The sequence below is a fragment of the Caenispirillum salinarum AK4 genome, assembly GCF_000315795.1.
Taxonomy (GTDB): Bacteria; Pseudomonadota; Alphaproteobacteria; order Rhodospirillales; family Rhodospirillaceae; genus Caenispirillum; species Caenispirillum salinarum.
Genome location: NZ_ANHY01000002.1, coordinates 16,840 through 40,555 on the forward strand (window position 1 = coordinate 16,840; position 23,716 = coordinate 40,555).

24 protein-coding genes are annotated in these 23,716 nt (G+C 69.1%); 7 read left to right on the forward strand and 17 right to left on the reverse strand.

The window, feature by feature from the left end; genetic code table 11:
* Positions 1 to 58 precede the first annotated feature (58 nt).
* The 5 genes from plsY to C882_RS00230 form a co-directional block, all read right to left on the reverse strand.
* Positions 59 to 697, reverse strand: coding sequence for a glycerol-3-phosphate 1-O-acyltransferase PlsY (plsY, locus tag C882_RS00210; RefSeq protein WP_043642720.1), 639 nt, complete (start codon positions 695 to 697; stop codon positions 59 to 61).
* Positions 690 to 1,994, reverse strand: coding sequence for a dihydroorotase (gene pyrC / locus C882_RS00215; protein ID WP_009538497.1), 1,305 nt, complete (start codon positions 1,992 to 1,994; stop codon positions 690 to 692). Before pyrC ends, plsY begins: the two co-directional genes overlap by 8 nt.
* 1 nt (position 1,995) lies before the next feature.
* Entirely contained in the window at positions 1,996 to 2,955 is a 960-nt protein-coding gene (locus tag C882_RS00220) for an aspartate carbamoyltransferase catalytic subunit (protein ID WP_085952408.1), read from the reverse strand.
* Between the two features lie 76 nt (positions 2,956 to 3,031).
* Positions 3,032 to 3,538, reverse strand: coding sequence for an NUDIX hydrolase (locus C882_RS00225; RefSeq protein WP_009538499.1), 507 nt, complete (start codon positions 3,536 to 3,538; stop codon positions 3,032 to 3,034).
* An 84-nt stretch (positions 3,539 to 3,622) separates the two neighbouring features.
* Positions 3,623 to 4,582, reverse strand: coding sequence for an AEC family transporter (locus C882_RS00230; protein ID WP_009538500.1), 960 nt, complete (start codon positions 4,580 to 4,582; stop codon positions 3,623 to 3,625).
* A gap of 191 nt (positions 4,583 to 4,773) precedes the next feature.
* Between C882_RS00230 and C882_RS00235 the strand changes: the two genes are divergently transcribed.
* Entirely contained in the window at positions 4,774 to 6,825 is a 2,052-nt protein-coding gene (locus tag C882_RS00235; RefSeq protein ID WP_009538501.1) for a methyl-accepting chemotaxis protein, read from the forward strand.
* A gap of 58 nt (positions 6,826 to 6,883) precedes the next feature.
* Here C882_RS00235 and C882_RS00240 read toward each other — a convergent pair whose 3' ends face one another.
* Together C882_RS00240 and ruvX are read right to left on the reverse strand one after the other, a co-directional pair.
* Positions 6,884 to 7,102 (reverse strand): hypothetical protein, encoded by a 219-nt coding sequence (locus C882_RS00240; protein ID WP_043642722.1) that lies wholly within the window; start codon positions 7,100 to 7,102, stop codon positions 6,884 to 6,886.
* A 122-nt stretch (positions 7,103 to 7,224) separates the two neighbouring features.
* Positions 7,225 to 7,689 (reverse strand): Holliday junction resolvase RuvX, encoded by a 465-nt coding sequence (gene ruvX, locus C882_RS00245; protein WP_009538502.1) that lies wholly within the window; start codon positions 7,687 to 7,689, stop codon positions 7,225 to 7,227.
* Positions 7,690 to 7,789: 100 nt separating this feature from the next.
* Here ruvX and gatC point away from each other — a divergent pair, with 100 nt between their 5' ends.
* The 3 genes from gatC to gatB are packed head-to-tail and all read left to right on the forward strand — an operon-like array spanning position 7,790 to position 11,022.
* A complete protein-coding gene (gene gatC, locus C882_RS00250) occupies positions 7,790 to 8,077 on the forward strand; it encodes an Asp-tRNA(Asn)/Glu-tRNA(Gln) amidotransferase subunit GatC (protein WP_009538503.1) in 288 nt (95 codons plus the stop codon).
* A gap of 3 nt (positions 8,078 to 8,080) precedes the next feature.
* A complete protein-coding gene (gene gatA / locus C882_RS00255) occupies positions 8,081 to 9,562 on the forward strand; it encodes an Asp-tRNA(Asn)/Glu-tRNA(Gln) amidotransferase subunit GatA (protein WP_009538504.1) in 1,482 nt (493 codons plus the stop codon).
* Between the two features lie 5 nt (positions 9,563 to 9,567).
* On the forward strand, positions 9,568 to 11,022 hold the full coding sequence (gene gatB, locus C882_RS00260; RefSeq protein WP_009538505.1) for an Asp-tRNA(Asn)/Glu-tRNA(Gln) amidotransferase subunit GatB: 1,455 nt from the start codon (positions 9,568 to 9,570) through the stop codon (positions 11,020 to 11,022).
* Between the two features lie 492 nt (positions 11,023 to 11,514).
* Here gatB and C882_RS00265 read toward each other — a convergent pair whose 3' ends face one another.
* The 5 genes from C882_RS00265 to C882_RS00280 all read right to left on the reverse strand — a co-directional run bounded on the left by C882_RS00265 (position 11,515) and on the right by C882_RS00280 (position 14,592).
* Entirely contained in the window at positions 11,515 to 12,450 is a 936-nt protein-coding gene (locus C882_RS00265) for an AEC family transporter (protein WP_009538506.1), read from the reverse strand.
* A 163-nt stretch (positions 12,451 to 12,613) separates the two neighbouring features.
* Positions 12,614 to 12,814 (reverse strand): hypothetical protein, encoded by a 201-nt coding sequence (locus C882_RS00270; RefSeq protein ID WP_009538507.1) that lies wholly within the window; start codon positions 12,812 to 12,814, stop codon positions 12,614 to 12,616.
* Between the two features lie 110 nt (positions 12,815 to 12,924).
* The gene (locus C882_RS24830; RefSeq protein WP_009538508.1) at positions 12,925 to 13,062 is read right to left on the reverse strand and encodes a hypothetical protein; all 138 of its coding nucleotides are present in this window, start codon (positions 13,060 to 13,062) and stop codon (positions 12,925 to 12,927) included.
* Between the two features lie 83 nt (positions 13,063 to 13,145).
* Positions 13,146 to 13,352, reverse strand: coding sequence for a hypothetical protein (locus C882_RS00275; protein WP_009538509.1), 207 nt, complete (start codon positions 13,350 to 13,352; stop codon positions 13,146 to 13,148).
* Between the two features lie 184 nt (positions 13,353 to 13,536).
* Positions 13,537 to 14,592 carry an ion channel gene (locus tag C882_RS00280; protein ID WP_009538510.1) on the reverse strand — a complete coding sequence of 352 codons (1,056 nt, stop codon included), beginning with the start codon at positions 14,590 to 14,592 and terminating at the stop codon, positions 13,537 to 13,539.
* A gap of 166 nt (positions 14,593 to 14,758) precedes the next feature.
* Between C882_RS00280 and C882_RS00285 the strand changes: the two genes are divergently transcribed.
* Both C882_RS00285 and C882_RS00290 read left to right on the forward strand, forming a co-directional pair.
* Positions 14,759 to 15,415 carry a hypothetical protein gene (locus C882_RS00285; protein ID WP_009538511.1) on the forward strand — a complete coding sequence of 219 codons (657 nt, stop codon included), beginning with the start codon at positions 14,759 to 14,761 and terminating at the stop codon, positions 15,413 to 15,415.
* A gap of 87 nt (positions 15,416 to 15,502) precedes the next feature.
* Positions 15,503 to 16,186, forward strand: a complete 684-nt coding sequence (locus C882_RS00290; protein WP_009538512.1) for a glutathione S-transferase N-terminal domain-containing protein — start codon at positions 15,503 to 15,505, stop codon at positions 16,184 to 16,186.
* Positions 16,187 to 16,235: 49 nt separating this feature from the next.
* On the opposite strand, the gene C882_RS00295 is transcribed toward C882_RS00290, so the two are convergent.
* Positions 16,236 to 17,894: a 3-(methylthio)propionyl-CoA ligase gene (locus tag C882_RS00295; RefSeq protein WP_043642725.1), complete on the reverse strand. Its 1,659-nt coding sequence runs from the start codon at positions 17,892 to 17,894 to the stop codon at positions 16,236 to 16,238.
* A 189-nt stretch (positions 17,895 to 18,083) separates the two neighbouring features.
* Here C882_RS00295 and C882_RS00300 point away from each other — a divergent pair, with 189 nt between their 5' ends.
* Positions 18,084 to 21,095, forward strand: a complete 3,012-nt coding sequence (locus C882_RS00300) for a cytochrome P460 family protein (protein WP_009538515.1) — start codon at positions 18,084 to 18,086, stop codon at positions 21,093 to 21,095.
* A 74-nt stretch (positions 21,096 to 21,169) separates the two neighbouring features.
* On the opposite strand, the gene C882_RS00305 is transcribed toward C882_RS00300, so the two are convergent.
* The 4 genes from C882_RS00305 to C882_RS00320 all read right to left on the reverse strand — a co-directional run bounded on the left by C882_RS00305 (position 21,170) and on the right by C882_RS00320 (position 23,624).
* Positions 21,170 to 21,937 (reverse strand): SDR family oxidoreductase, encoded by a 768-nt coding sequence (locus C882_RS00305; RefSeq protein WP_009538516.1) that lies wholly within the window; start codon positions 21,935 to 21,937, stop codon positions 21,170 to 21,172.
* Positions 21,934 to 22,422, reverse strand: a complete 489-nt coding sequence (locus C882_RS00310) for a PaaI family thioesterase (protein WP_009538517.1) — start codon at positions 22,420 to 22,422, stop codon at positions 21,934 to 21,936. The genes C882_RS00305 and C882_RS00310 overlap by 4 nt, the downstream gene beginning before the upstream one ends.
* Complete coding sequence (locus tag C882_RS22705; protein WP_009538518.1) at positions 22,419 to 23,030, reverse strand: TetR/AcrR family transcriptional regulator; 612 nt, start codon at positions 23,028 to 23,030, stop codon at positions 22,419 to 22,421. Before C882_RS22705 ends, C882_RS00310 begins: the two co-directional genes overlap by 4 nt.
* Positions 23,031 to 23,150: 120 nt before the next feature.
* Positions 23,151 to 23,624: a Dps family protein gene (locus C882_RS00320; protein WP_009538519.1), complete on the reverse strand. Its 474-nt coding sequence runs from the start codon at positions 23,622 to 23,624 to the stop codon at positions 23,151 to 23,153.
* Between the last annotated feature and the right edge of the window lie 92 nt (positions 23,625 to 23,716).

Genomic DNA, 23,716 nt, shown 5'->3' on the forward strand with positions numbered 1-23,716 from the left:
CGCGCAAAGGTTGCGCGGGAATGGAAGCGTCGTCAATCGCCACGCGCGAGTCGGTGGCTCACGCCTTCTTCTTCTTGTCGCCGATGCGGCTCTCGCTGCCGTTGAGCAGGCGGCGCAGGTTTTCGCGGTGGCGAATCCACGCCAGTGCCGCCAGCAGGGCGAAGGCCGCCGCGTGGGCCGGAGTCGCCAGGAACCACGCCAGCACGGGGGCGGCCGTCAGCGATACCAGGGCGGCCAGCGACGAATAGCGCGTCACCACCGCCGTCAGCAGCCAGATGCCGCAGGCCGCCAGCCCCACGTAAGGCGCGGTGGCGAGCAGGGTGCCGAGCGTCGTCGCCACGCCCTTGCCGCCCTTGAACCCCAGCCAGACGGGGAAGTTGTGGCCCAGCACAGCGCAGGCACCGGCGATGATGCCGGCCTCCACCCCCAGGTCGTGGCTCATGGTGGCGGCCAGGACGTAGCGCGCGATCAGCGCCGCGATGGCGCCCTTGCCCGAATCCAGGATCAGCGTCGCCAGCGCCGCGCCCTTGTTTCCGGTGCGCAGAACGTTGGTGGCGCCGATATTGCCCGAGCCGATGGCGCGGATGTCCCCCAGGCCCAGCATCCTGGTGATGACCAGGCCGAAGGGGATGGAGCCGAGCAGGTAGCCGGCGACGCCGGCGGCGATGAGCAGGAGTTCCGGGGTCATGCTACCCATGATGCTCGAACACCGTCCGTCCGTCGATGACCGTGGCAAGCACGCGGCCCTGGACGGGGCGGCCGTCGAACGGCGTGTTCTTGGACTTGGACTTCAGGCGGTCCGCCGTCACCTTCCAGGCGCGGTCCGGATCGAACAGGAAGAAGTCCGCCGGCGCCCCCGGCGCCAGCGTGCCGCCCGGCAGGCCCAGGCGCTTCGCCGGGGCGACGGTCAGGGCGCGCAGCACCTCCAGCAGGGTCAGGTGGCCGTTGTGGTACAGCTCCAGCGAGATCGGCAGCAGCGTCTCCAGCCCGATGGCGCCGAAGCTGGCCTGGTTGAAGGGCAGGCGCTTGGTGTCCTGGTCCTGCGGCAGGTGATCGGAGGCGATGCAGTCGATCACGCCATCCTTCAGCGCCTGGATCACCGCGCGCCGGTCGTCCTCGCCCCGCAGCGGCGGGTTGAGCTTGGCGAAGGTGCGGTAGTCCGACACCGCCATCTCGTTCAGGGCGAAGTAGAACGGCGCGGTGTCGCAGGTGACGTCCAGCCCGGCGTCCTTGGCGCGGCGGATGACGTCCAGGCTTTCAGCGCAGGTCAGGTGGGCGGCGTGGTAGCGCCCGCCGGTCATCTTCACCAGGCGCATGTCGCGCTCCAGCATGATCACTTCGGCCTCGCGCGGGATGCCGGACAGGCCGAGCCGCGTGGCATGGTCGCCGCCGTTCATGACGCCGCCGGACAGCGCGCGCTCCTCGGCGTGCTGGCAGACCAGCAGCCCGAAGGTGGCGCCGTAGGCGAGCGCCCGGCGCATGACCTGGGGGTCGGCGATGGGCAGGATGCCGTCGGTGAAGGCGACGGCCCCGGCGTTGCTCAAGAGCCCCATCTCCGAGATCACCTTGCCCTCGCAGCCCTGGGTGGCGGCGCCGTAGGGGTAGACCTTCGCCAGCCCGATCAGCCGCGCGCGGCGGGCGACGAACTCCACGGTCGCCTCGCTGTCGATGGGCGGGCTGGTGTTGGGCAGGCAGACCATGCTGGTCACGCCGCCCGCCACGGCGGCCTCGCCGGCCGACCGCAGGCTTTCCTTGTGGTCCTCGCCGGGCTCGCCCAGGGACACGCGCATGTCCACCAGGCCGGGGGCCAGGCAGGCGCCCTGGCAGTCGATGATCTTGGCGTCGGCGGGCACGCCGCCGCGCACCACGTCCGGCCCCATGGCGGCGATGGTCTCGCGCACCGTCAGCACGCCGCCGATGGTGTCGGTGTTGGTGGCGGGGTCGATCAGGCGGGCGTTCACATAGGCGACGCGGCCGGTTGCCTTCTGCGGCATCTCAGGCGGCTCCGTTGGCGAAGTTGGGGGCGTTCAGGACCAGCTTGTCGATGACGGCCATGCGCACGGCCACGCCCATCTCCACCTGTTCGCGGATGACGGAGCGTTCGATGTCGTCGGCCACGTCGCTGTCGATCTCCACGCCCCGGTTCATGGGGCCGGGGTGCATGATCAGCGCGTCGGGCTTGGCCAGCGCCAGCTTTTCGCGGTCCAGTCCGAAGAAGTGGAAGAATTCGCGGATCGACGGGATGTAGCTGCCGGCCATGCGCTCGTTTTGGACGCGCAGCATCATCACGATGTCCACGTCCTTCAGGCCTGCGCGCATGTCGGTGAAGACCTCCACGCCCAACTCCTCGATGCCGCTGGGCAGCAGGGTGCGCGGGGCGATGACGCGCACCCGCGCGCCCATGGCCGTCAGCAGATAGATGTTCGACCGTGCGACGCGGGAATGCAGCACGTCCCCGCAGATGGCGACGTGCAGGTTGTCCAGGTGGCCCTTGCGGCGGCGGATGGTCAGGGCGTCCAAAAGCGCCTGGGTGGGGTGCTCGTGGCTGCCGTCGCCGGCGTTGACCACCGCGCAGTTGACCTTTTCCGACAGCAGCTGCACCGCGCCGGAGTCGCCGTGGCGCACCACCAGCACGTCCAGGTGCATGGCGTTGAGCGTGACGGCGGTGTCGATCAGCGTCTCGCCCTTGTTCACGCTGGACGACGAGACGCCCATGTTGATGACGTCGAGCCCCAGCCGCTTGCCCGCCAACTCGAAGCTGGTGCGGGTGCGCGTCGAGCTTTCGTAGAACAGGTTGACCATGCTCCGGCCGCGCAGCACGTCGGACTTTTTCTCGGCCGACCGGCACTGGTCGACATAGGCGTCGGCGCGGTCGAGCAGGTCCTTGATCTGCCAGGGATAAAGACCCTGGATGCCAAGGAGGTGGCGGTGCGGATATCCGTAGTCGTCGGTCATGGCGCGGATCATAGGCAGGGGCGGGACGGGCGGCAAGCGGCGGGGCGGCCCGGCGGCGCCGGTTGAGGGGCGGGCGTCAGGGCCGGAAGTCGTCGATACGATAAAAGTCGGCGGGCGACTTCTCCATAAAGAAGTGCGCGATGCTCTCCAGCGCCCGCCGCTGGCCGGGGAAAGCCACGGAGTCGATGGCGCGCGGCAGGGGCAGCCAGGAGTGGTCCTCGTGGGCTTCGTCCAGTTCCACGGGCTCCTGTCCCGCGACTCGGACGACGAAGATGGGCACCACCTCCATCACCTCGTCGACGGGGTTGTAGAACACGTCGGTGTTGCCCGAGGTGTAGACGGTGATGGGCTTGAGGCCGGTCTCCTCGCGCACCTCGCGCACGGCGGCCTGCCACGCCTTCTCCTCGCCCTCGATGCGCCCCGAAACCAGGGTCCAGTGGCCGCGGAAGGCGCCCTTGGACCGCTTGAGCAGCAGCACCTGCCGGCCGTTGATGACGGCGGCGGCGACCGCCGTGCAGCGCATGGGCACCTGGCCGTGGCCGCCTGTGGAGGGGGTGGACGTCTGGATGTCTGTGTCGGTCATGGGACTCTTATACACCTTCGGCCGCCGCGCTGGCCGCCTGTATGGATGGATTGGCGCTCATGTAGCCGAGGCGGGTGCCGGGCTTCAAGGCACAACGCCGAAGACGCGCCCGGCGGCGGCGATCACCAGCGGCAGGGTTGCGGCGGCGGCCAGCGTCTGGAAGGTGATGATGCCCGCCATGCAGGGCGCATCGCCGCCCATGCGCCGCGCCAGAACATAGGACGACGCCGAGCAGGGCAGGGCGGCATAGGCCACCGCCACCACCGCCGGCACGCCCGTCAGCCCCAGCGTCCAGGCCAGCACGCCGGCCGCCAGCGGCACGCCGGCCAGCTTGAGCACGCTTGCCGCCAGCACGGGGCCGCCGCTGGTCCGCAGGGTGTCGAGCGCCAGCCCCGCGCCGACCGCCAGCAGGCCGACGGGCAGGGCGGCGCGGCCCAGGATCTCCAGGAACGGCGAGACCACCGGCGGCAGGCCCAGGCCCGAGACGTTCAGCGTGATTCCCAGCGCGCAGGCCAGGATCAGCGGGTTGGTGACGATGCCCTTGAGCGTCGCGGCCGGCCCCGTCGCCGCGCGTCCCGCCGCCTCTGCCGATCCGTCGCCCACATGGCGCACCAGCGTCGCCACCGCCAGCACATTGACCAGCGGCACCACGCCCGCCACGCACAGCGCCGTCAGCGCCACACCGGCATCGCCGAACAGCGCGGCGGCGGCGGCCAGCCCGACATACGTGTTGGGACGGATGCTGCCCTGCACGACGCTGGTGAAGGTGGCCGCCGGCACGCCCAGCAGCGGCCGCGACAGGCTCGCCACCAGAAACACCGCCAGCACCGCGCCGGTGCTCGCCAGTGCCAGCGGGCCCCAGGCCACGCCCTCCAGCGGCGCGCGGGCGGTGCTGAACACCAGCAGGGCCGGAAAGGTGATGAAGTACGTCGTCTTCTCGGCCGGCGCCCAGAAGGCATCTGGCACGAAGCCCGACCGCTTCATCCAGAAGCCGAGCACGATCAGCAGGAAGATGGGAAGCAGGGCGAGGGCGGTGTCGAGCATGAACAATGCCTCTACCCCGCCGGCGCCGCGCCGTCCAGGGTCACCGTTTCGTCTTTCGTCCAGGTATGCACGGAGGGCATGGCCGACGGTATCGGGCCGCTGGTATTGGTTCTTTTCAGCCCCCAAACTTTGTGCTGGAATTGGCCTTAATCAAAAGGCGAGGCCATTGCCTCCGAGGGAGTACTGCGTCCATGTCGTTCCTGTCCAACGCCCCCATCCGCGCGCGCATCGCGGCCGTGATCGCCGCACCCGTCATCGGCCTGATGATTTTCGCCGGCCTGTCCATCGTGGAGCGCGCCGGCGACTGGCGCCGCATGGAAAGCATGGCCCAGGTGGTCATGCTGGCGCCCGACGTCTCGCAGGTGATCCACGAGTTGCAGAAGGAGCGCGGCGCGTCGGCAGGGTACATCGGTTCAAAGGGCGAGGCCTTCGCCGACCAGCTGCCCGACCGCCGCAAGGACACCGACGTCGCCATCGCGACCCTGCGCCAGCGGCTGGCGGCTTCGGGCTATGGTGACGACGCCTCCACGGCCGGCATCCGCTCGGCGCTGGACGGGCTGGAGTCGCTGGCCAGGACCCGGCGGGGCGTGTCCGACCTGACCCTCGCCGTCGGCGACATGGCCGGCTTCTACACCGGCGCCATCCGCACCTTCATCGACAGCGTGGAGGCCATGGCCGCCAGCGACACGGGCGATGTCGGCCTGACCCACGACCTGACGGCCTATGTGGCGCTGATCCAGGCCAAGGAGCGCGCGGGCCTGGAGCGTGCCATGGGCGCCAACGGTTTCGGCGCCGGCGCCTTCAAGCCGGCCATCCACCAGAAGCTGCTGGACCTGATCGGCCAGGAGGATGCGTTCTTCTCCACCTTCCGCACCTTCGCGGAAGCCGACGACGTTTCGGCGCTGGAGGACGTGCTGCAGGGCGAGGCCTCCAAGGCCGTGTCCGCCATGCGCGCCGAGGCCAACGCCATGGTCTATGACGGTGCCGCGGCCGCCACGACGGGCCCGCAGTGGTTCGAGACGATCACGCGGAAGATCGACGGCCTGAAGCAGGTCGAGGACGGCACGGCGGCCGAAATCACCGCTGAACTGACCGCCCTGCGCGACGGCGCCCGCAACGGCCTGATCGTCACCGCCCTGGTCGCCCTGGCCCTGGTGGCGGCGGCGGTGGTGCTGGGGCTGGCCATCGCGCGCAGCATCACGCGCCCCGTCGCATCGCTGACCGGCACCATGGGCGAACTGGCCGAGGGCGACCTGTCGGTCCACGTCGCGGGCACCGAGCGCGGCGACGAGATCGGCGAGATGTCGCGCACGCTGGAGGTCTTCCGCCAGCACATGAACGACAACGCCGCCATGCAGGAGGAGCGCGAGAAGGAAAACGCCGCGCGTCTGGCCCGTGCCGAAAAGCTGAAGGCGCTGACCGAAGGCTTCGACCGCGACGTCACCGGCCTGCTGGAAACCGTCGGCGCCGCCTGCCAGTCGCTGAACACCACCGCCGGCGACATGAGCCGCCTGGCCGGCGACACCACGCAGCGCTCCACCTCCGTCGCCAGCGCGTCGGAGGAAGCGGCGAGCAACGTCGACGCCGTGGCGGCGGCGGCCGAGGAACTGTCGGCGGCCATCCGCGAGATCGGCAGCCAGGCCCAGACGTCGGCCGACGTCGCCCGCGAGGCCGCCGAAAAGGCGCAGATCGCCGACGAGACGGTGGCCGGGCTCGCCAAGGCCGCCGACCGCATCGGCGAGATCGTCGACCTGATCACCGACATCGCCGACCAGACCAACCTGCTGGCGCTGAACGCCACCATCGAGGCCGCCCGCGCGGGCGATGCCGGCAAGGGCTTCGCGGTGGTCGCCAACGAGGTGAAGACCCTGGCCTCCCAGACCGCCAAGGCGACGGAAGACATCCGCACCCAGATCGGCGGCGTCCAGACCGAAACCCGCAAGGCCGAAGCCGCGATCCAGGACATCGTCGGCATCATCCAGCGCGTGAACGAGGTGGCCTCCGCCATCGCCGGAGCGGTGGAGGAGCAGAACGCCGCGACCTCGGAAATCTCGGGCAACATCCATCAGGCGGCGACGGGCACCCAGTCCGTCAACAGCGACATCCACGCCGTCAGCCGCGCCGCCGAACAGGTGGGCGAGGCGGCCGAGACGGTGCGCGGCGGGACGGATTCGCTGGGCAGCGAGGCCGACCGCCTGCGGAGCCTGGTGCGCGACTTCCTGACGGGGGTGCAGGCGGCTTGACGGGGCGTGGGCTTGGTGGCCGGCAGCGGTTTGGCGAGGCCACCAAGCATCCCTGACATCAGACCGAGCAGGGACGGCCGTAATCCCGGAAGAAAGCGCAGAAGTCGCTCCATGACATCTCGTAGTAGTTCACGCTGTGGCCAGGGGGCCAGAACTGCACGTTGCCCTTGCTTGCAAGAAGGGTTCCTTGGAGCGAGTCGTCGACGTAGATTTTGATCGCGGCGTCGCTGTTAAGAAGTTCAACGCTCGGCAAGGTGAGTTGGATAGAGTGAGCCACGATATCTTCCTTCTCTAAAAAGGTTGCCCGCTAGGGTTGCGCGCAACCTTTATAATAACTGAAGATAATCGTCAATAGTCACCTGTCGTCGCTATCCCCGCACCACGCCAGCCACTGACGCGCTACCGCGCCAGCACGTCCAGCACCCCTTGCAGGATGAACGCCGCCGCCGCCGCGTCCACTTTCTCCGCGCGCTTCTTGCGGCTCAAGTCGAAGTCGTCGATCATCACCCGCTCCACCGCCGCCGTCGACAGGCGCTCGTCCCAGAAGGCGAGCGGCACGTCGCGGCGTTCCAGCACGTTGGCGGCGAATTGGCGGGTGGCCTGGCAGCGCTTGCCTTCCTCGCCGCTCATCTCCACGGGCAGGCCCAGCACCAGCGCGCCGACCTCGCGCTCGTCCATGATACGGAACAGTTCCTCCACGTCCTTGGTGAACTTGGTCCGCTTGATGGTCTTCAGCGGCGTCGCGCCCATCAGCAGGGCGTCGGAGATCGCCAGGCCGATGGTCTTGGTGCCCAGGTCCAGGCCCAGGATGCGCTGACCCGTCTTGAGGTCGTGCCGCAGGTCGGCAGGGTTGCGGATCGCCATGGTGGGTGCTACCTTCCGCGCAATCTTCCAAAACCGGCGGAATTCCGGGCTTTCGCGCCCTTGATCCGCTTTTTCCGTACAAGCCGGAGACACTTACCGCATGTCGCTGGACAACACCACCGTCAGGAACATCGCGTTCCTCGCCCGCATCGACGTCCCCGAGGCGGAACTGCCGGGGCTCGCCGATGAATTGTCGGCCATCCTGGGCTTCGTCGAGCAACTGGGCGAGGTGGACACCAAGGGCGTGGAGCCCATGACAAGCGTCACCGAAATGGCGCTGCGCTGGCGCGAGGACGCCATCACCGATGGCGGCCAGCAGGACAAGGTTCTCGCCAACGCGCCGGACGCGGTCGAGGGCTACTTCACGGTTCCCAAGGTGGTGGAATAAGCCATGAGCAAGCTGACCGACCTGACCATCACCCAGGCGCGCGAGGGGCTGACCAAGGGCGACTTCACCGCCCGCGAGCTGACCCAGGCCCACATCGACGCCATGGAGGCCCATCGCGGCCTCAACGCCTTCATCACCGAGACGCCGGACCGCGCGCTGGAGCAGGCCGATGCCGCCGACGTCGCCATCAAGTCCGGCGACGCGGGCGCCATGGCCGGCGTGCCCATCGGCATGAAGGACCTGTTCTGCACCGAGGGCGTGCTGACCACCGCCGCCTCGCACATCCTGGACGGCTTCACGCCGCCCTATGAAAGCACGGTGTCCGCCAACCTGAAGAAGGCGGGCGCGGTGACGCTGGGCAAGACGAACCTGGACGAGTTCGCCATGGGCTCGTCCAACGAGACCAGCTATTACGGCCCGGTCAAGAACCCCTGGAAGAAGCAGGGCGACGACGCCGACATGGTGCCGGGCGGCTCCTCCGGCGGTTCGGCGGCGGCCGTTGCCGGCCGCCTCGCCATCGCCGCGACGGGCACCGACACCGGCGGCTCCATCCGTCAGCCGGCGGCGTTCACCGGCATCGTCGGCCTGAAGCCCACCTACGGCCGCTGCTCGCGCTACGGCATCGTGGCGTTTGCCTCCTCGCTGGACCAGGCCGGGCCCATGACCCGCACGGTGCGCGACGCCGCCATCATGCTGGGCGCCATGGCCGGCTTCGACCCCAAGGACTCGACCTCGGCCAACGTGCCGGTGCCGGACTTCGAGGCCGCGCTGACCGGCGACATTCGCGGCAAGACGGTCGGCATCCCCGCCGAGTACCGCCCCGACGGCCTGAACGCGGAAGTCCAGGCGGTGTGGGACAAGGGCGTGCAGATGCTCAAGGACGCCGGCGCCACCGTCGTCGACATCAGCCTGCCGCACACCAAGTACGCGCTGCCGACCTACTACATCGTCGCGCCGGCGGAAGCCTCGTCCAACCTCGCGCGCTATGACGGCGTGCGCTTCGGCCTGCGGGTGACGGACGGCGTGCGGTCGCTGGACGACATGTACATGAAGACCCGCGGCGAGGGCTTCGGCAAGGAAGTGCGCCGCCGCGTGCTGATCGGCACCTACGCGCTGTCGGCCGGCTACTACGACGCCTATTACCTGAAGGCCCAGAAGGTCCGGACCCTGATCGCCCAGGACTTCAAGAAGGCCTTCGAGACCTGCGACGTCATCCTGACGCCGACCGCGCCGTCCGCCGCCTTCCCCGTGGGAGCGGAGGTCGACGATCCCATCACCATGTACCTGAACGACGTCTTCACCGTCCCCACCTCGCTGGCCGGCCTGCCGGGCCTGTCGGTGCCGGTGGACCTGGACAAGGACGGCCTGCCCATGGGCCTGCAACTCATCGGGCGTCCGTTCGACGAAGAAACCGTGCTCCAGGTGGGCGACGTGATGGAAAAGGCCGCCGGCTTCACCCACAAGCCGGCCAGCGTGGGGGCGTGAGAGATATGAGCTACGTCATTCAGGGCGAAACGGGCGACTGGGAAGTCGTGATCGGGCTGGAGGTCCACGCCCAGGTCATCTCCGAGGCCAAGCTGTTCTCCGGCGCCTCCACCAAGTTCGGCGCCGAGCCCAACGACCAGGTGAGCTTCGTCGACGCGGGCTTCCCCGGCATGCTGCCGGTCATCAACGAAAAGGCCGTGGAGCAGGCCGTGCGCACGGGTCTCGGCCTCAAGGCCCAGATCAACCACCGCAGCGTGTTCGCGCGCAAGAACTACTTCTACGCCGACCTGCCGCAGGGCTACCAGATCAGCCAGTACGAGCTGCCCATCGTCGGCCACGGCACCATCATCCTGGACATGCCCGACGGCTCCACCCGCGAGGTCGGCATCGAGCGTCTGCACCTGGAGCAGGACGCCGGCAAGTCCATGCACGACCAGCACCCGGCGAAGACCTTCGTGGACCTGAACCGCTCGGGCGTCGCGCTGATGGAGATCGTCTCCAAGCCCGACATGCGGACCCCGGAAGAGGCCGGTGCCTACCTGCGCAAACTGCGCGCCATCCTGCGGTACCTTGGCACGTGTGACGGCAACATGGAGGAAGGCTCCATGCGCTGCGACGTGAACGTCAGCGTGCGCCGTCCGGACGAGGGCTTCCGCACCCGCTGCGAGATCAAGAACGTCAACTCGGTGCGCTTCGTCATGCAGGCCATCGAGTACGAGGCCAAGCGCCACGTCGAGGTCTATGAAAGCGGCGGCAAGATCGAGCAGGAAACCCGCCTGTTCGACCCGTCCAAGGGCGAGACGCGGTCCCTGCGCACCAAGGAAAACGCGCACGACTACCGCTACTTCCCGGACCCCGACCTGCTGCCGCTGGAGTTCGACGACGCCTTCGTGGACGGCATCCGCGCCACCCTGCCGGAACTGCCGGACGAGAAGAAGCAGCGCTTCATCTCCGACTACGGCCTGTCGCCCTATGACGCCACCGTCCTGGTGTTCGACAAGGAAAGTGCCGCCTACTTCGAGCAGGTGGCCGAGGGCCGCGACGGCAAGGCGGCGGCCAACTGGGTCACCACCAACCTGTTCGGCGCGCTGAACAAGCTGGGCAAGGACATCGGCGAGAGCCCGGTCTCGGCCAAGCAGCTGGGCCAGCTCATCGACCTGATCTCCGACGGCACGCTGTCCGGCCGCCTCGCGAAGGAAGTGTTCGAGATCATGATCGAGACGGGCGACGACCCCGCCAAGATCGTGGACGAGCGCGGCATGAAGCAGGTGACCGACACGGGTGCGATTGAAAAGGCCGTGGACGAGGTCATCGCCGCCAACCCGGACAAGGTGGCTGAGGTTCAGGGCGGCAAGGAAAAGCTGCTGGGCTGGTTCACGGGTCAGGTGATGAAGGCGACCCAGGGCAAGGCCAACCCGCAGGCCGTGAACGACGTGCTGAAGAAGAAGATCCTGGGCTGACGCGGGGCTTTCTGCGTATCACGCCCTGGTGAGGGGAAAACGGCCGCCCTGGCGACGGGGCGGCCGTTTCTGTATCCGCTATACAACTGGAGCGCGTGACTGAGGCGCGTGCCTCGGCTAAGCTCTGCGGCGGCTGGCAGGAAGCAGATGCCGCGAAGCAGGCCCGCGGATGGCCGGGACGATGGGCGCCCCGGCCGACGGCAGATCGCCTCTGTCAGTTTTCGGAGGATGCTGGAATGCCAAAATTCCGCGTCAGTCTGGAAGTGCGATGGGACCCGAACGATGGCCTGCTAATCCGCCTTCGGGCCCACATCGACACCTAGACAAAAGGGCGGGCCGGCGGAAGCCGGTCCGTCCACTCCGAAACCCAATATACGCCCGCCCGCGCCACCTTTCAACGCGGCGCCGGAGTCGCCTGCGCGATAATCCGCAACAGGTGAGGCGCCGGCACACGCTTTCGTCGCCGGCGTGCCGCGGATGCCGCGCCGGTCCTCACACGGCGATCACCCCCGCCGCCAGGGCCAGCGGCAGCAGGACGCAGGCGGCGACCGTCTGGCTGGCGATGAGGCTTGCCATCAGGCCATGGTCGCCGCCCAGTTGCCGTGCCAGCACGTAGGCCGAGGGCGCCGTCGGCATGGCCTGCAGCAACACGATCACCGCCGTCGTCAGCGGGTCGAGGCCAAGAACGGCACACAGCGCCAGGGACACCCCCGGCAGCAGGGCGAACTTCACCAGCGCCGTCGCCGTGAACGGCGCGGCCGGCGGCAGATGGGCGGTTTCCAGACGGGCAAGCGCCGCGCCGACCGCCATCACGCCCAGCGGCAGGGCGGCGGCGCCGAGTGCGTCGGCGAGGCCGTCCAGCCCCACCGGCAAGCCGAGCCCCAGCCCCTGCATGGCCAGGCCCAGGCCGGCGGCGATCAGCAGAGGGTTGCGGATGAGCTGGCGGAAAACGGCTGCCACTTTGGGGCCGCCGTCGTGCAGGCAGAGCGCAAAGGCGCTGACGCACAGCACGTTGATGGTCGCCACCATGATGCCCACCACCAGTGCGGCCACCTCCAGCCCCGCAGGCCCGTAGAGCGGCGCCACCAGGGCGAGGCCGATGTAGGTGTTGAACCGCAGGCCGCCTTGGACGACGGATGTGAACACCGCGCCCGCCGGGTGCCACACCAGCCGAAGGAGCGCCAGCGCGGCGGCCGCGATCAGCAGTGCTCCGACGACGGCGAGAGCGATGCGGCCGGCCGGCAGCGTACCGGCTTCCAGCCCCGCCAGCTTGCCGACCAGAAGGGCGGGCATGAGCAGGTAGTAGGTCAGTCGCTCCGCCTGCGTCCAGAACCCGTCCTGCACCAGGCCCCTTCGCCGGCTGAAGAAGCCGATGGCGAGCAGTCCCAGCACGGGCACGAACGCGTTGAGCAGTGTGGCAAGCGGCATGAAGGCCCCATGGTTCCGGTCTCCGGCCGGACCATCGGGCCGGAAAGCGGCGGAGCATACTGCCGCGGCGGAACGCGCACCACGGCCATTCTCAACCTGTCCGGGCGGACACGGCAAAGGGCCGCGGCCCGGCGGGCGGCGGCCCTTTGGAAACGATGGTGGGTCAGCCCAGGCGCACCGGGCCTTCGATCACGCGCCCCTCTTCAAGCTGCGCGGGCTCAGGTCCGGGTTCGTCGCCCGACAGCGCCCAGAGGATCAGGGCGATGAGGGCCAGCAGGCCCAGCGCCAGGCTGACCATGAGGATGACGGCGACGGGCTTGCCCTTGCGGCCCTGGCGGGCCTGTTCCGGTGTTTCCTCGACCATGGGTCCTCCCCGTTTGGTGCTTTGGTCATAGGGGAGTAACCCGTGATCCTTCGGGACGGTTGCAAATGTATCCCGTTGCTCAAACCCCAGCGCGAGCCGAGCCGCCGTGATCAGGGGCCGGAGACCGGCACCATCAGCGCCACGGCGGCTAGCGCGACCAGCGCCAGGGCAAGACTGGACGCCAGCACGTAGAACACGGCGCGGCCCTTGCGCGCCTGACGGGCTTCATCTGGAGCAAGCTGTCGCATGACGCTCTCCGTATTGTGGACTGTCGACAATGGTGACGTCCCTACGGAGGCAGGCGGGTCCGTGGATCGGTTTCCGGTCCGGGTCAGCTTCGGGCGCCGGCCCCGGCCAGGTTTGCGGGCTCGGGCGGAACGACGACGGTCACGCCGGGCAGCCCCATGGCCTCGGCGCGTTCCTGAGCGCGGGCCTCGGCATCGCCGCGGCGATGGAAGCGACCCAGGTCGCGGCCGCCGACGACGGCATACCAGAAGCCGTCGTTGCGGCTGATGACGTAGCAGGCGCTGTTCTTCATGGCCGCTTTCCTCCCTGCGATTTCTGATGCCCTGTCCGCCCTTCCGTCATAGGCCCGCCGGGCACTGCCAGGCAAACGGGCAGAGGCATGCCGGGAACGGACCGGACCGGTACTCGGACGCCTTTCGGCTCGGCGTTGGATACGAAAGTCTCAAACGGCCCTTCGAGGTCCCTGAAAAAATCAATCAGTCGGGTTTTCCGCGCGGGTGCTGCGCCGGCGGATGCACATCGCGGGAGACCGCCTCCCAGGTCCAGCCCTCCTCGAACACGATGGAGCAGAGACGGCGCCGGTGGGCCCTTTCGCTTTCCAGCGCCGGATCGGTGACGGCGCGGGCCGGCTGGGGCAGTCCGAACTCCGCCAGCAGGCCGAAGTCCGGCGGCGGCGGCTCGTGGCCGTCGCGCACCGGGTCGGCGCCCGGCAGCACGTCCAGCAGCATGCGCATGCTGTCGCGGAAGCTGTCCAGTTCACCATCGGTCGGGCGCGCCTGGGGCGGCACCGCGATCCGCAGCAGCAGCACCGCCTCGTCCAGGGCGGCGAGGCGCACCGTCAGGGCCTGATCCGGGTCCAGGGGGTGGAAATTGGACAGGATGGGGTAGACGTGGTGCTGCTGCGCCTGCTCCACCAGCGACTGCGCCAGGTTGTGAAGATGGGTGCCCAGGGCGTTGAAATCCTCGCCGTTCCAGGCGCGGCGCAGGATGCCTTCGGGCGTGCGCCCGATGGTGGTGATGCGCGCGGCCAGCGCCCGGCGCTGAGCGGCCGCCGAGATCACCGGCACGATGTAGGTGATGATGAGCGTCACCACCGTCAGCCCTGTTCCCGACACCAGAACGCTGAGAAGCTGCCACGTCAGCCCCTGCGGCCGATAGTCGCCGAGGCCGAGGGTGAACAGGCTGTAGCCGACGTAGTAGACGACGCCTCCCACGTCCACCGGCGCGCCGGTCCGCGCGATGACCACCGACCAGGCGTCGGCCAGGTACACCAGCGTCCACCCCAGCCACAACAGCACGATCCACGTCATGGCGATGCTCAGCAGCGTCAGCATGCCGATGTAGGGCAGGATGCGCGCCCGCCGCGCGCCGCGGTCGACAAGGCGCGCGAGGGTCCAGATTGCCGGCGGCAGGCGCCGGGTGATGGGGCCGGCGCCGCTGACGGTCAGGGCGGTGACGAACAGGTCGAAATAGGTCAACGCCAGCACCAGGGTCCCGATGATCGGCGCGGCGATGTGGAACCAGGACGGCACGGGCGGGCCTCGGCGCGGGTGGAGCAGGCGGAACCGGAAGTACCACGAAAACGGATGTCTTCCCGCACCCGTTGCCGTCATGCATCACGGTGTTGAAAATGAGAACGATTTGCAATACCGTCAGAGCGGGATGATGATTGATTGGTTGATTGACGGGAGACAATCGATGACGGGAACGGTTCACGACATCCGCACCGGCCGCGAGACGGGTCCGGAGGCATTCGGCGGCGGCACCATGATGCGGGCTCCGGCAACGGTCGCCACGCCGGTCAGTGCCAGCCGGGCGCGGGAGGCCGCCTGTCTGGCGCTGCTCGGCCTGGCGGCGGGGCCGGGCGGGGCGACGATGGCGGAAGCGGCGGCGGTGCTCGCCCACGTGGCCGCTGGGGAGTGGCGCGCGCCCGACGGTCTTCTGGAGCGCTCGGCCGAGGCTCTGGCCGAAGCCGATCTGGTGGAGGCCGCGCCGGAGGGACGCCTGTTCGCCACCCGCGCCGGCCGCGATGCCCTGGACTGCCTGCTGACGGCGCCCGCGCCGGCGCCGGTCGATCCGGTGACGCGGGTGGTGCTGTCGCTGCGCCTGTGCCTGCTCGACCGCCTGCCGCCCGAAGACCGCGCCGCCCGTGCCGACGCTCTGGCGGCGGCCTACGGGACGGTGCTCGACGGCCGGCGCGCGGAAGCGGAACGCTTCTGCGGCGGCCTTCCGCTGCTGGGGCTGTGGTCCCGGGAACGGGCCCGGCGGCTGGAGGCGGAACGCGACCTGTGCGCCCGGGTGCGCGACCTGTTCACCCTGTCCGGTCCGCTGGAAGGGGCGGCGGCGTCCGGCTGACGCGCCCCCGCAATGGCCCTGGACGCTCCCGGCCCCATCCCCCACATGGGGCGGACCAACTGGTCCGGAATTCACGGGGAGCGAGTCATGATCGAGCTGTACTACTGGCCGACGCCCAACGGCTGGAAGATCTCCATCCTGCTGGAGGAGTTGGGGCTGCCCTACACGGTGCATCCGGTGAACATCACCAAGGGTGAGCAGTTCGCGCCGGAGTTCCTGAAGATCAGCCCCAACAACCGCATGCCGGCTATCGTCGACACCCAGCCCAAGGACGGCGGCGCGCCCATCAGCGTGTTCGAGTCCGGGGCCATCATGCAGTACCTGGCCGAGCGCGAGGGCAAATTCCTTCCCAGCGACGTCCGCCGCCGCGTGGCGGTGAACGAGTGGCTGTTCTGGCAGATCGGCGGCCTGGGACCCATGGCGGGGCAGGCGCACCATTTCCGCAACTATGCCCCGGAAACGGTGCAGTACGGCATCGACCGCTACACCAACGAGGTGGCGCGTCTCTACGGCGTCATGAATCGGCGGCTTGAGGGGCGCGAGTACCTGGCCGACGAGTACTCCATCGCCGACATGGCCGCCTGGCCGTGGGTGCTGCCGCACAAGAACCAGGGCCAGGACCTGAACGACTTCCCCAACCTGAAGGCCTGGTTCGAGCGCGTCGGCGCCCGCCCCGCCGTGCAGAAGGGCAAGGCGCTGGGCGAGGAACTGCGCGAGCAGAACCCCATCACCAGCGAGGAAAGCCGCAAGATCCTGTTCGGCCAGAAGTAAGGCCGGGTGCGGCGGGCCGGGCGACAGGTCGCCCGGCCCGTGGCGGGCATTACTCCACCGACGCGCCCTGCTGCAGCAGGTGGTCGGCGTACTTGTCGCGCAGGGCGGTCTTGAGCAGCTTGCCGGTCGCGGTGTGCGGCAGTTCGTCGACCACCAGCACGGCGTCGGGGGCACACCACTTCGCCACCTTGCCCTCGTAGAAGGCGAGCAGGGCGTCGGGGTCGAGGTCGCGGCCGTCCTTCGGCACGACGATCAGCAGCGGGCGTTCGTCCCACTTGGGGTGGCGGGCGGCGATGACGGCGGCCTCGGCGACGTCGGGGTGGGCGACGGCGATGTTCTCCAGCTCGATGGAGCTGATCCACTCGCCGCCGGACTTGATGACGTCCTTGGTGCGGTCGGTGATGCGCATGAACCCTTCGGGGTCGATGGTCGCCACGTCGCCGGTGCGGAACCAGCCGTCGGCGTCGTGGGTCTCTCCGGCTTCGTCCTCGCGCTTGTAATAGGCGCGGCAGACCCAGGGGCCGCGCACCATCAGGGCGCCGAAGGCCTTGCCGTCCCAGGGCAGTTCCTCGCCGTCTTCCCCGACGATCTTCATGTCGACGCCGTAGATGACGCGGCCCTGGCTGGCGCGAACCTGCATCAGGTCCTCGCCCTCCAGGTGCGTCTGGCTGGCCTTGAGGCTGTTGTAGGTGCCGAGCGGGCTCATTTCCGTCATGCCCCAGGCGTGGTCGACGCGCACGCCGTACTCGTCGCCGAAGGCCTCCATCAGCATCCGGGGGCAGGCCGACCCGCCGATGATGAGGCGCTTGCAGGCATCGATGCGCTTGCCCGAGGCCCGCAGGTGGTTGAGCAGCCCCAGCCACACCGTCGGCACGCCCAGAGCCGCCGTCACGCCGGCTTCCTCCATGAACGCCTGCAGGCTCTCGCCGTCCATGTGCGGGCCGGGCATGGCGAGCGTCGCGCCCGCCGCCGGGGCCGCATAGGGCGTGCCCCAGGCGTTGACGTGGAACATGGGCACGACGGGCATCACCGTGTCCGCCGACCGCAGGCCCAGCACGTCGGGCGCGTTCACCCCCAGCGCATGGATGACGGTGGAGCGGTGGCTGTAGAGCACGCCCTTGGGGTTGCCCGTGGTGCCCGAGGTGTAGCAGAGCGACGACGCCGTGTTCTCGTCGAACTCCGGCCAGGTGAAGTCTTCGTCCGCACCCTCCAGCAGTTCCTCGTAGCACAGAAGCTCCATGCCCTCGGGCAGCGAAACCTCGGGCATGTGGGCGCGGTCGGTCATGACGATCACCGCCTTGACCGTCTCGGCGAACTCCGGCGCCAATTTCTCCACCAGCGGAACGAAGGTCAGGTCCACGAACAGATGCGTGTCGGCGGCGTGCTGGACGATGTAGGTGATCTGGCCCGCGAACAGGCGCGGATTGATGGTGTGGCACACCGCGCCCATGCCCGAGACGCCGTAGTACAGTTCCAGGTGGCGGTAGGTGTTCCAGGCCAGCGTGCCGATGCGCTCCCCCTCGCCGACGCCGCGCGCCGTCAGCGCCTTGGCGAGGCGGCGGGCGCGGCGTTCGCAGTCGGCGTAGGTGTAGCGATGCAGGCCGCCTTCCACGGTGTTCGTCACCACGCCGGCCGACGCATGGTGCCTTGCTGCGTGCGTCAGCAGCGAGGAAATCATCAGCGGACGACTCTGCATGAGTCCGTACATGGACACGCCTCCCTTGGGGTTACCTGTTCCGGCGCCGTCCTCTGCGGGCCGGTCACTGGCGTATAATTGAGCGCGCCCAAGGGCTTCGCGTCAACCTCCGCAAGAACAACAGGATGAGAGGTGGACTTCCGAGCCGAGAATCCCCTACCCTTCTCGCGTTATAGGGGAGATTTTCTAGGGGGAGACGTCATGATCGCGCAAAAACTGCGCGCCGGAGTTGCCGGCGTGCTAACCCTTGCCGCTGTGCTGGCATCGTCGGGAGAGGCCGCGCTCGCCGCCGCCGACACCGTCGGCCGGTGCGACGCCAAGCAGACGGTGAAGCTGGTGCCCACCGACCCGGCGCTCTGCGCCTCGCTGCTGCCCACGGTGCAGAACCCGTCCGGGCTGCCGCTGGAAGAGTACGAGAACACGCTGAACCGCTTCTTCCGCGCGTTCTGCCACCGCGACACCGCCAACGGCTGGGTGCGCGACAAGTCCGTGCGCGACACCGGCCCCTACATCAGCCGCCACGACGACGGCACCTGGACGGGCCAGGACTACGGCACGCACAGCCCCGTCGTGATCTGGTATTCCCCCGAGATGGCCGCGTGGGCGCGCGAGAACCGCACCCCGGCCGAGGAAGACCGCGCGACCGACAAGACGCCCGTCCCCGACGGCGCAATCATGGTCAAGGAAATGTATCCGGCCCCGGCGTCGCGCTGCGCCGACGTCGACCCGGAATACCTGCTGCCCAACCCCAACGGCGCCGCCATCATGGTCCGCGATGCCCAGGCCTCGCAGGATGGCTGGTTCTGGGGCTGGTTCGGCTGGACCGGCTGGGACAACGACTACCCGGCCAGCAACGACAGCAACCGTTCCCCCTACATGGGCTTCGGCCAGTACTGCGTGAACTGCCACGCCTCGGCGCGGGACAACATGACGTTCACGTCGACCAAGAACATGCAGGGCGAGCCGGGGCGGCCGCTGGTCTTCCTCACCCAGGACGACGCGCCCAAGGCCGCGGACAAGGCTCACCATGCGCAGGTGGTTCTGCCGGGAGACGACGCGCCGCGCCTGGGCCAGCCGCATGTCGCCTACACGGCGGCCTTCAACGCGGCTTTCCCCGACGGCATGGGCGGCGGCAAGCCGACCTGGGACACCCTGGCCGGCATCCAGATGCCGTCGGAAACCTATGACAACGTCTGGATGGGCGCCGGCGAGCCGACCGTGCACGGCGAATACCTGACGTCCGACCAGTGCGCCGGCTGCCACGACGCCGGCAGCACCGGGCTTCAGTTCGACATGACGAAGATCGACCCGGCCACCAACAAGCTGTGGAACCATTCCCCCTACGCCACCTGGCGCACCAGTCCCATGGGCCTGGCGGGGCGTGACCCCATCTTCTTCAGCCAGCTCGCCAGTGAATCCCAGACCTTCCACCCCGACACCGCCGGCGTGGTGGAGAACACCTGCCTGGGCTGCCACGGCTTCATGGGCCAGCGGCAGTACGGCATCGACCAGAGCCTGTCCAACGCCGACGGCGACTGCGGCACCTTCACCCGCGACATGGCCAACGCCATTCCGCTGGGCACCACGCCCGGCACGCCCGAGGCCCTGACGGCCAACTACGGCGGTCTGGCGCGCGACGGCATTTCCTGCATGGCCTGCCACCACATGGTGCTGGGCGAGGAGGCCGAGGCCGCCGTCAAGGACCAGCCGCAGAACAACTGCGTCGAGGCTCGCCAGGAGTTCCTGAACCCCAACGAGACCGGCTTCGCCAAGACCTTCACGGGCTCCTACATGGTCGGCGCCCCGACCGAAGTCTACGGTCCCTTCAAGGACCCGAAGACCGCGCCCATGGAGGCGGCGCTCGGCATCACGCCCAAGTATTCCCACACCCTGGGCGAGTCCGAGACCTGCGGCACCTGTCACACCGTCCACCTGCCGGTCCTGCACGAGGGCAAGCCGGTCGGCTACATCTACGAACAGCTCACCTATCCCGAGTGGGCCTTCAGCGCCTATCGCACCGGCACCGGCGTGGACGGCCCGCTGCCCCACGGCGCCGGCGACCGGGCGGAAAGCTGCCAGGACTGCCACATGCCGAGCACCGAACCCGACGGCACGCCCACCGTCAGCAAGATCGCCAGCATCCAGGAATACACCAACTTCCCGCAGGCCGAGTTCACCAAGGGGCCGGAGGAACTGGACCTGCCGGAGCGCGAGGGTTTCGCGCGGCACACGCTGGTGGGGCTGAACATCTTCCTGGTGAAGATGGCGCAGCAGTTCCCCGACGTGCTGGGCATCCGCACCCAGGACCCCATGCTGGGCTCCAAGGGCGTCGACCCGCTGCTGTATACCGAGCAGCAGATGCTCGACCAGGCCGCCAACGGCGTGGCCGAGGTGACCGTGGGCGCCGCCGAGATCGACGGCGATACGCTGACGGCCTCGGTCTCGGTGGTCAACAAGGTGGGCCACAAGTTCCCGTCCGGCGTCGGCTTCCGCCGCGCCTTCCTGACCTTCGAGGTGCTGGACCCGCTGGGGGATGTGATCTGGGCCTCGGGCCGCACCGACGCCGCCGGCCGCCTGCTGGACGCCGACGGCTCCGTGCTGCCCGGCGAGATGTGGTGGGATGACAGCTGCAGGGCCCGCATCGAGCCGGACAAGCGCATCCACCAGCCGCACTACCAGACCATCACCGCCCAGAACCAGGTGCAGGTCTACCAGGAGCTGGTGAGCACCCCGCCCACCGACGGCTCCACCGACTTCACCTGCGGGGAGGGGGCCACGCCCGAGGGCCAGCTGACCACCTCGTTCCTGTCCATCTGCGCCGAGGTCAAGGACAACCGCCTGATGCCCCACGGCACCCTGCCGCTGGACCAGCGCATCGAGATCGCCAAGGCCCTGGGTGCGCAGGAGGACATGGCCCACGACACCGGCGCGACGGCCGTCGGCGATGACCCGGACTACGTCTCGGGCGGCGGCGACAGCCTCGTCTACAGGGTGGACCTGAGCCAGGTGAAGGGCACGCCGGACTCGGTGCGAGCGCGTCTGTACTACCAGGCAACCCCGCCCTTCTACCTGCAGGACCGCTTCTGCACCGCCAAGGGGGCGGACCGCGACCGCCTGTACTTCCTGTCCGGCCACCTGAACCTGGACGGCACGGAAGCGGAGGGCTGGAAGCTCGCCATCGCCGACAGCGGGCCGATGATGATCGCGAAGTAAGGGCGCACACCGCCCGACATGAAGACCCCCGCGACGGACGCCCGGCGCGGGGGTTTTTCGTGTCTCGTCCTGGATCAGCCGGGGGGCCGCGCCTCGCCGAAGGGCCAGCCGCCGGAAAAGTCGATGACGGCCCCGGTCAGGAAGCGGGTTTTCGCGGTCGCCAGGAAGGCGATCACCTCGCCGATCTCCTCCGGTTCCGCCAGCCGGCCGATGGGTACGGTTCGGCGCACGTAGGCGCGGCCTTCCTCGGTGTCCTTGAAGAAGGCGCGCGGGTAGTAGGCCTCGCTGTAGAGGTAGTTGGGGGCGATGGCGTTGACGGTGATGCCGTCGCGCGCGCAGTCGATGGCGAGCGACCGCACCAGCGCGTTCACCCCCGCCCGCGCGGCATCGGGGAAGGCTCCGCCGGACAGGGGCAGGCGCGTGCGGTTGGAGGTTATCATCACGATGTTCGCCGCCTCCTGCCTCCGCAGGCGCGGCAGGGCGGCCTGGATGAGGCGGAAGGGGAACACCACCAAGGCCTCGTGATTGTCCCGTAGCGCCGCCGCCGGGGCCGTGTCGGGGTCCTGGGCGGGCGCCGGAAAGTGGTCGTTGCTGACGATGGTGTGGAGTGCCCCCGCGTGCTCGAAGGCCCGCGCGACCACCGCCTCCGGCTCCGCCTCGGCGATGGGCAAGAGGTCGTCGCGGCCATCACGGAACCGCTCCCAATCCGCGGAGTCCCCGAACGCGGGATCGTGCGCCAGCACGCGGAAGCCGGCCTCCAGCAGCGCCGTCACGGCCGGCGGCCCGGCGAAGCCCGTGGCGTTGGTGACGAGCGCCGTACCGGCCGGGGCGGCGGGGCTCATGGCGTCAGCACCATGCAGGTGGTGGTGCAATGCGCGAGCAGCTTGCCGTTGCCGTCCGTCAGCTTGCCCTCGGCCGTGCCGACGCGCCGGCCCATGTGCAGGACCGTGCCCGTCGCCCGCACGGGGCCGGTGTCGCGGGTGATGGCGCGCACCAGGTTCACTTTCAACTCCATGGTCGTGTAGCCGACGCCCGCCGGCAGCATGGTGTGCACGGCGCAGCCGACACAACTGTCCAGCAGGGTCGACGCGAAGCCCGCATGCACCGTGCCCAACGGGTTGTAATGATCGTAGGTGGGCGTGCCCTCGAACGTCACGGTGCCCCTGTCCGCCTCCACCAGCGCAAAGCCCATGGTGCGGCAGATGGGCGGCTGCGGCGTGCGGCCCTCGGCAATGCCCCGAATGAACGACAGGCCGTCCTCGGACAGCGCCTGCTCCACGGAGACGGTGCCGTACTGGAGGGGGGCGGGGGGCGGAAGGGTGCTCATGCGGGGTGGTCCTCGTCCTGGGAAGCGGCGATGGCGAATCGGCGGGCGGCGGCCAGCATGGCGGCGCCGTCGTCCTCGTCCATCGCACGGGAAATCATGAGCCCGCCGACGAACAGCGCCAGCAGGCCGCGCGCCTTGTCGTCGGGAGACAGCGCCCTCGTGGCGCCGGCGTCGGACGACGGCCGGTCGAGGTTTTCGGCCATGCGGCCCAGCGTTGCCTCAAGCTCGGCGCGCAGGGCGGGGCGCATCGGGCCGTCGCCGCGCGCCAGTTCGGCCAGCACGGCGGGGAAGGGGCATCCGGCGGCGGGCTCGGCGCGGTGGCCGCGGTTGAGGTAGCGCCGGGCGATGCCCGTCACCCATTGGGCTTCCGTCTCGCCGGCGCGGGGGGCGAGCCACGCCTCGCGGTGCTCCGTCGCCTCGGCCAGGGCGGCGGCGACAAGATCGTCCTTGGTGCGGAAGTGGGCGTAGAAGCCGCCGTGCGTCAGTCCGGCCTGGGCCATGACGTCGCCGACGCTCATCCCCGCCGCGCCGCGCTCGCGCAGCAGCCGGGCGGCGACGGCGACGATCCGCGCCCGCGTTTCCTGCTTCTGTCGGTCCCTTTGGGCCATTGCACGGCTACTCGTATGATGATTGTCATATAAGTTTGTGGAGGCCCACCCGGCCTGTCAACGAAAAACCCCCGCGCCGGCATCCGGCGCGAGGGTCTCTGAACAGGTGAAGGGCGGTGCTCAGCCCAGCATGGCGCGCAGCATCCAGGCGGTTTTCTCGTGGATCTGCATGCGCTGGGTCAGCAGGTCGGCCGTCGGCTCGTCGTTGGCCTCGTCGGCGGCGGGGAAGACCTCGCGCGCCGTGCGCACGACGGCTTCCTGGTCCTTGGCCAGCGCCTTGATCATGTCGGTCGCCGAAGGAACGCCGTCCTCTTCCTCGATGCGCGTCAGGCCGGCGAACTGCTTGTAGCTGCCCGGCGCCGGGAAACCCAGGGCGCGGATGCGCTCGGCGATCTCGTCCACGGCGGTCGCCAGTTCGGTGTACTGCTGCTCGAACATGGTGTGCAGCGTGTTGAACTGCGGGCCGGTGACGTTCCAGTGGTAGTTGTGCGTCTTCAGGTACAGCGTGTAGGTGTCGGCCAGCAGGCGCGACAGGCCGTCGGCAATGACTTGGCGCTGGTCCTTGGAAATGCCGATGTCGATGTCCATGCTCATGTCTGAAATCCCCTCTCTTTGGTCCCGTGCCGCGGCGGCGCGTCCCGCCCCGCGGTGTTCAATGAGAGGATGATAGGCACTGGCGCTCCATC

Bases quoted from the DNA above. Each gene is read 5' to 3' on its own strand.
- C882_RS00305 (WP_009538516.1), bottom strand. From the start codon at position 21,937: ATGAGCCCCGCCGCCCCGGCCGGTACGGCGCTCGTCACCAACGCCACG.
- C882_RS00225 (WP_009538499.1), bottom strand. From the start codon at position 3,538: ATGACCGACACAGACATCCAGACGTCCACCCCCTCCACAGGCGGCCAC.
- C882_RS00230 (WP_009538500.1), bottom strand. From the start codon at position 4,582: ATGCTCGACACCGCCCTCGCCCTGCTTCCCATCTTCCTGCTGATCGTG.
- C882_RS00310 (WP_009538517.1), bottom strand. From the start codon at position 22,422: ATGAGCACCCTTCCGCCCCCCGCCCCCCTCCAGTACGGCACCGTCTCC.
- C882_RS00265 (WP_009538506.1), bottom strand. From the start codon at position 12,450: ATGCCGCTTGCCACACTGCTCAACGCGTTCGTGCCCGTGCTGGGACTG.
- C882_RS00275 (WP_009538509.1), bottom strand. From the start codon at position 13,352: ATGAAGAACAGCGCCTGCTACGTCATCAGCCGCAACGACGGCTTCTGG.
- C882_RS24830 (WP_009538508.1), bottom strand. From the start codon at position 13,062: ATGCGACAGCTTGCTCCAGATGAAGCCCGTCAGGCGCGCAAGGGCCGC.
- C882_RS00295 (WP_043642725.1), bottom strand. From the start codon at position 17,894: ATGTACGGACTCATGCAGAGTCGTCCGCTGATGATTTCCTCGCTGCTG.
- gatA (WP_009538504.1), top strand. From the start codon at position 8,081: ATGAGCAAGCTGACCGACCTGACCATCACCCAGGCGCGCGAGGGGCTG.
- pyrC (WP_009538497.1), bottom strand. From the start codon at position 1,994: ATGCCGCAGAAGGCAACCGGCCGCGTCGCCTATGTGAACGCCCGCCTG.
- gatB (WP_009538505.1), top strand. From the start codon at position 9,568: ATGAGCTACGTCATTCAGGGCGAAACGGGCGACTGGGAAGTCGTGATC.
- C882_RS00270 (WP_009538507.1), bottom strand. From the start codon at position 12,814: ATGGTCGAGGAAACACCGGAACAGGCCCGCCAGGGCCGCAAGGGCAAG.
- plsY (WP_043642720.1), bottom strand. From the start codon at position 697: ATGGGTAGCATGACCCCGGAACTCCTGCTCATCGCCGCCGGCGTCGCC.
- C882_RS00220 (WP_085952408.1), bottom strand. From the start codon at position 2,955: ATGACCGACGACTACGGATATCCGCACCGCCACCTCCTTGGCATCCAG.
- C882_RS00285 (WP_009538511.1), top strand. From the start codon at position 14,759: ATGACGGGAACGGTTCACGACATCCGCACCGGCCGCGAGACGGGTCCG.
- C882_RS00235 (WP_009538501.1), top strand. From the start codon at position 4,774: ATGTCGTTCCTGTCCAACGCCCCCATCCGCGCGCGCATCGCGGCCGTG.
- C882_RS00300 (WP_009538515.1), top strand. From the start codon at position 18,084: ATGATCGCGCAAAAACTGCGCGCCGGAGTTGCCGGCGTGCTAACCCTT.
- gatC (WP_009538503.1), top strand. From the start codon at position 7,790: ATGTCGCTGGACAACACCACCGTCAGGAACATCGCGTTCCTCGCCCGC.
- C882_RS00320 (WP_009538519.1), bottom strand. From the start codon at position 23,624: ATGAGCATGGACATCGACATCGGCATTTCCAAGGACCAGCGCCAAGTC.
- ruvX (WP_009538502.1), bottom strand. From the start codon at position 7,689: ATGGCGATCCGCAACCCTGCCGACCTGCGGCACGACCTCAAGACGGGT.
- C882_RS00290 (WP_009538512.1), top strand. From the start codon at position 15,503: ATGATCGAGCTGTACTACTGGCCGACGCCCAACGGCTGGAAGATCTCC.
- C882_RS22705 (WP_009538518.1), bottom strand. From the start codon at position 23,030: ATGGCCCAAAGGGACCGACAGAAGCAGGAAACGCGGGCGCGGATCGTC.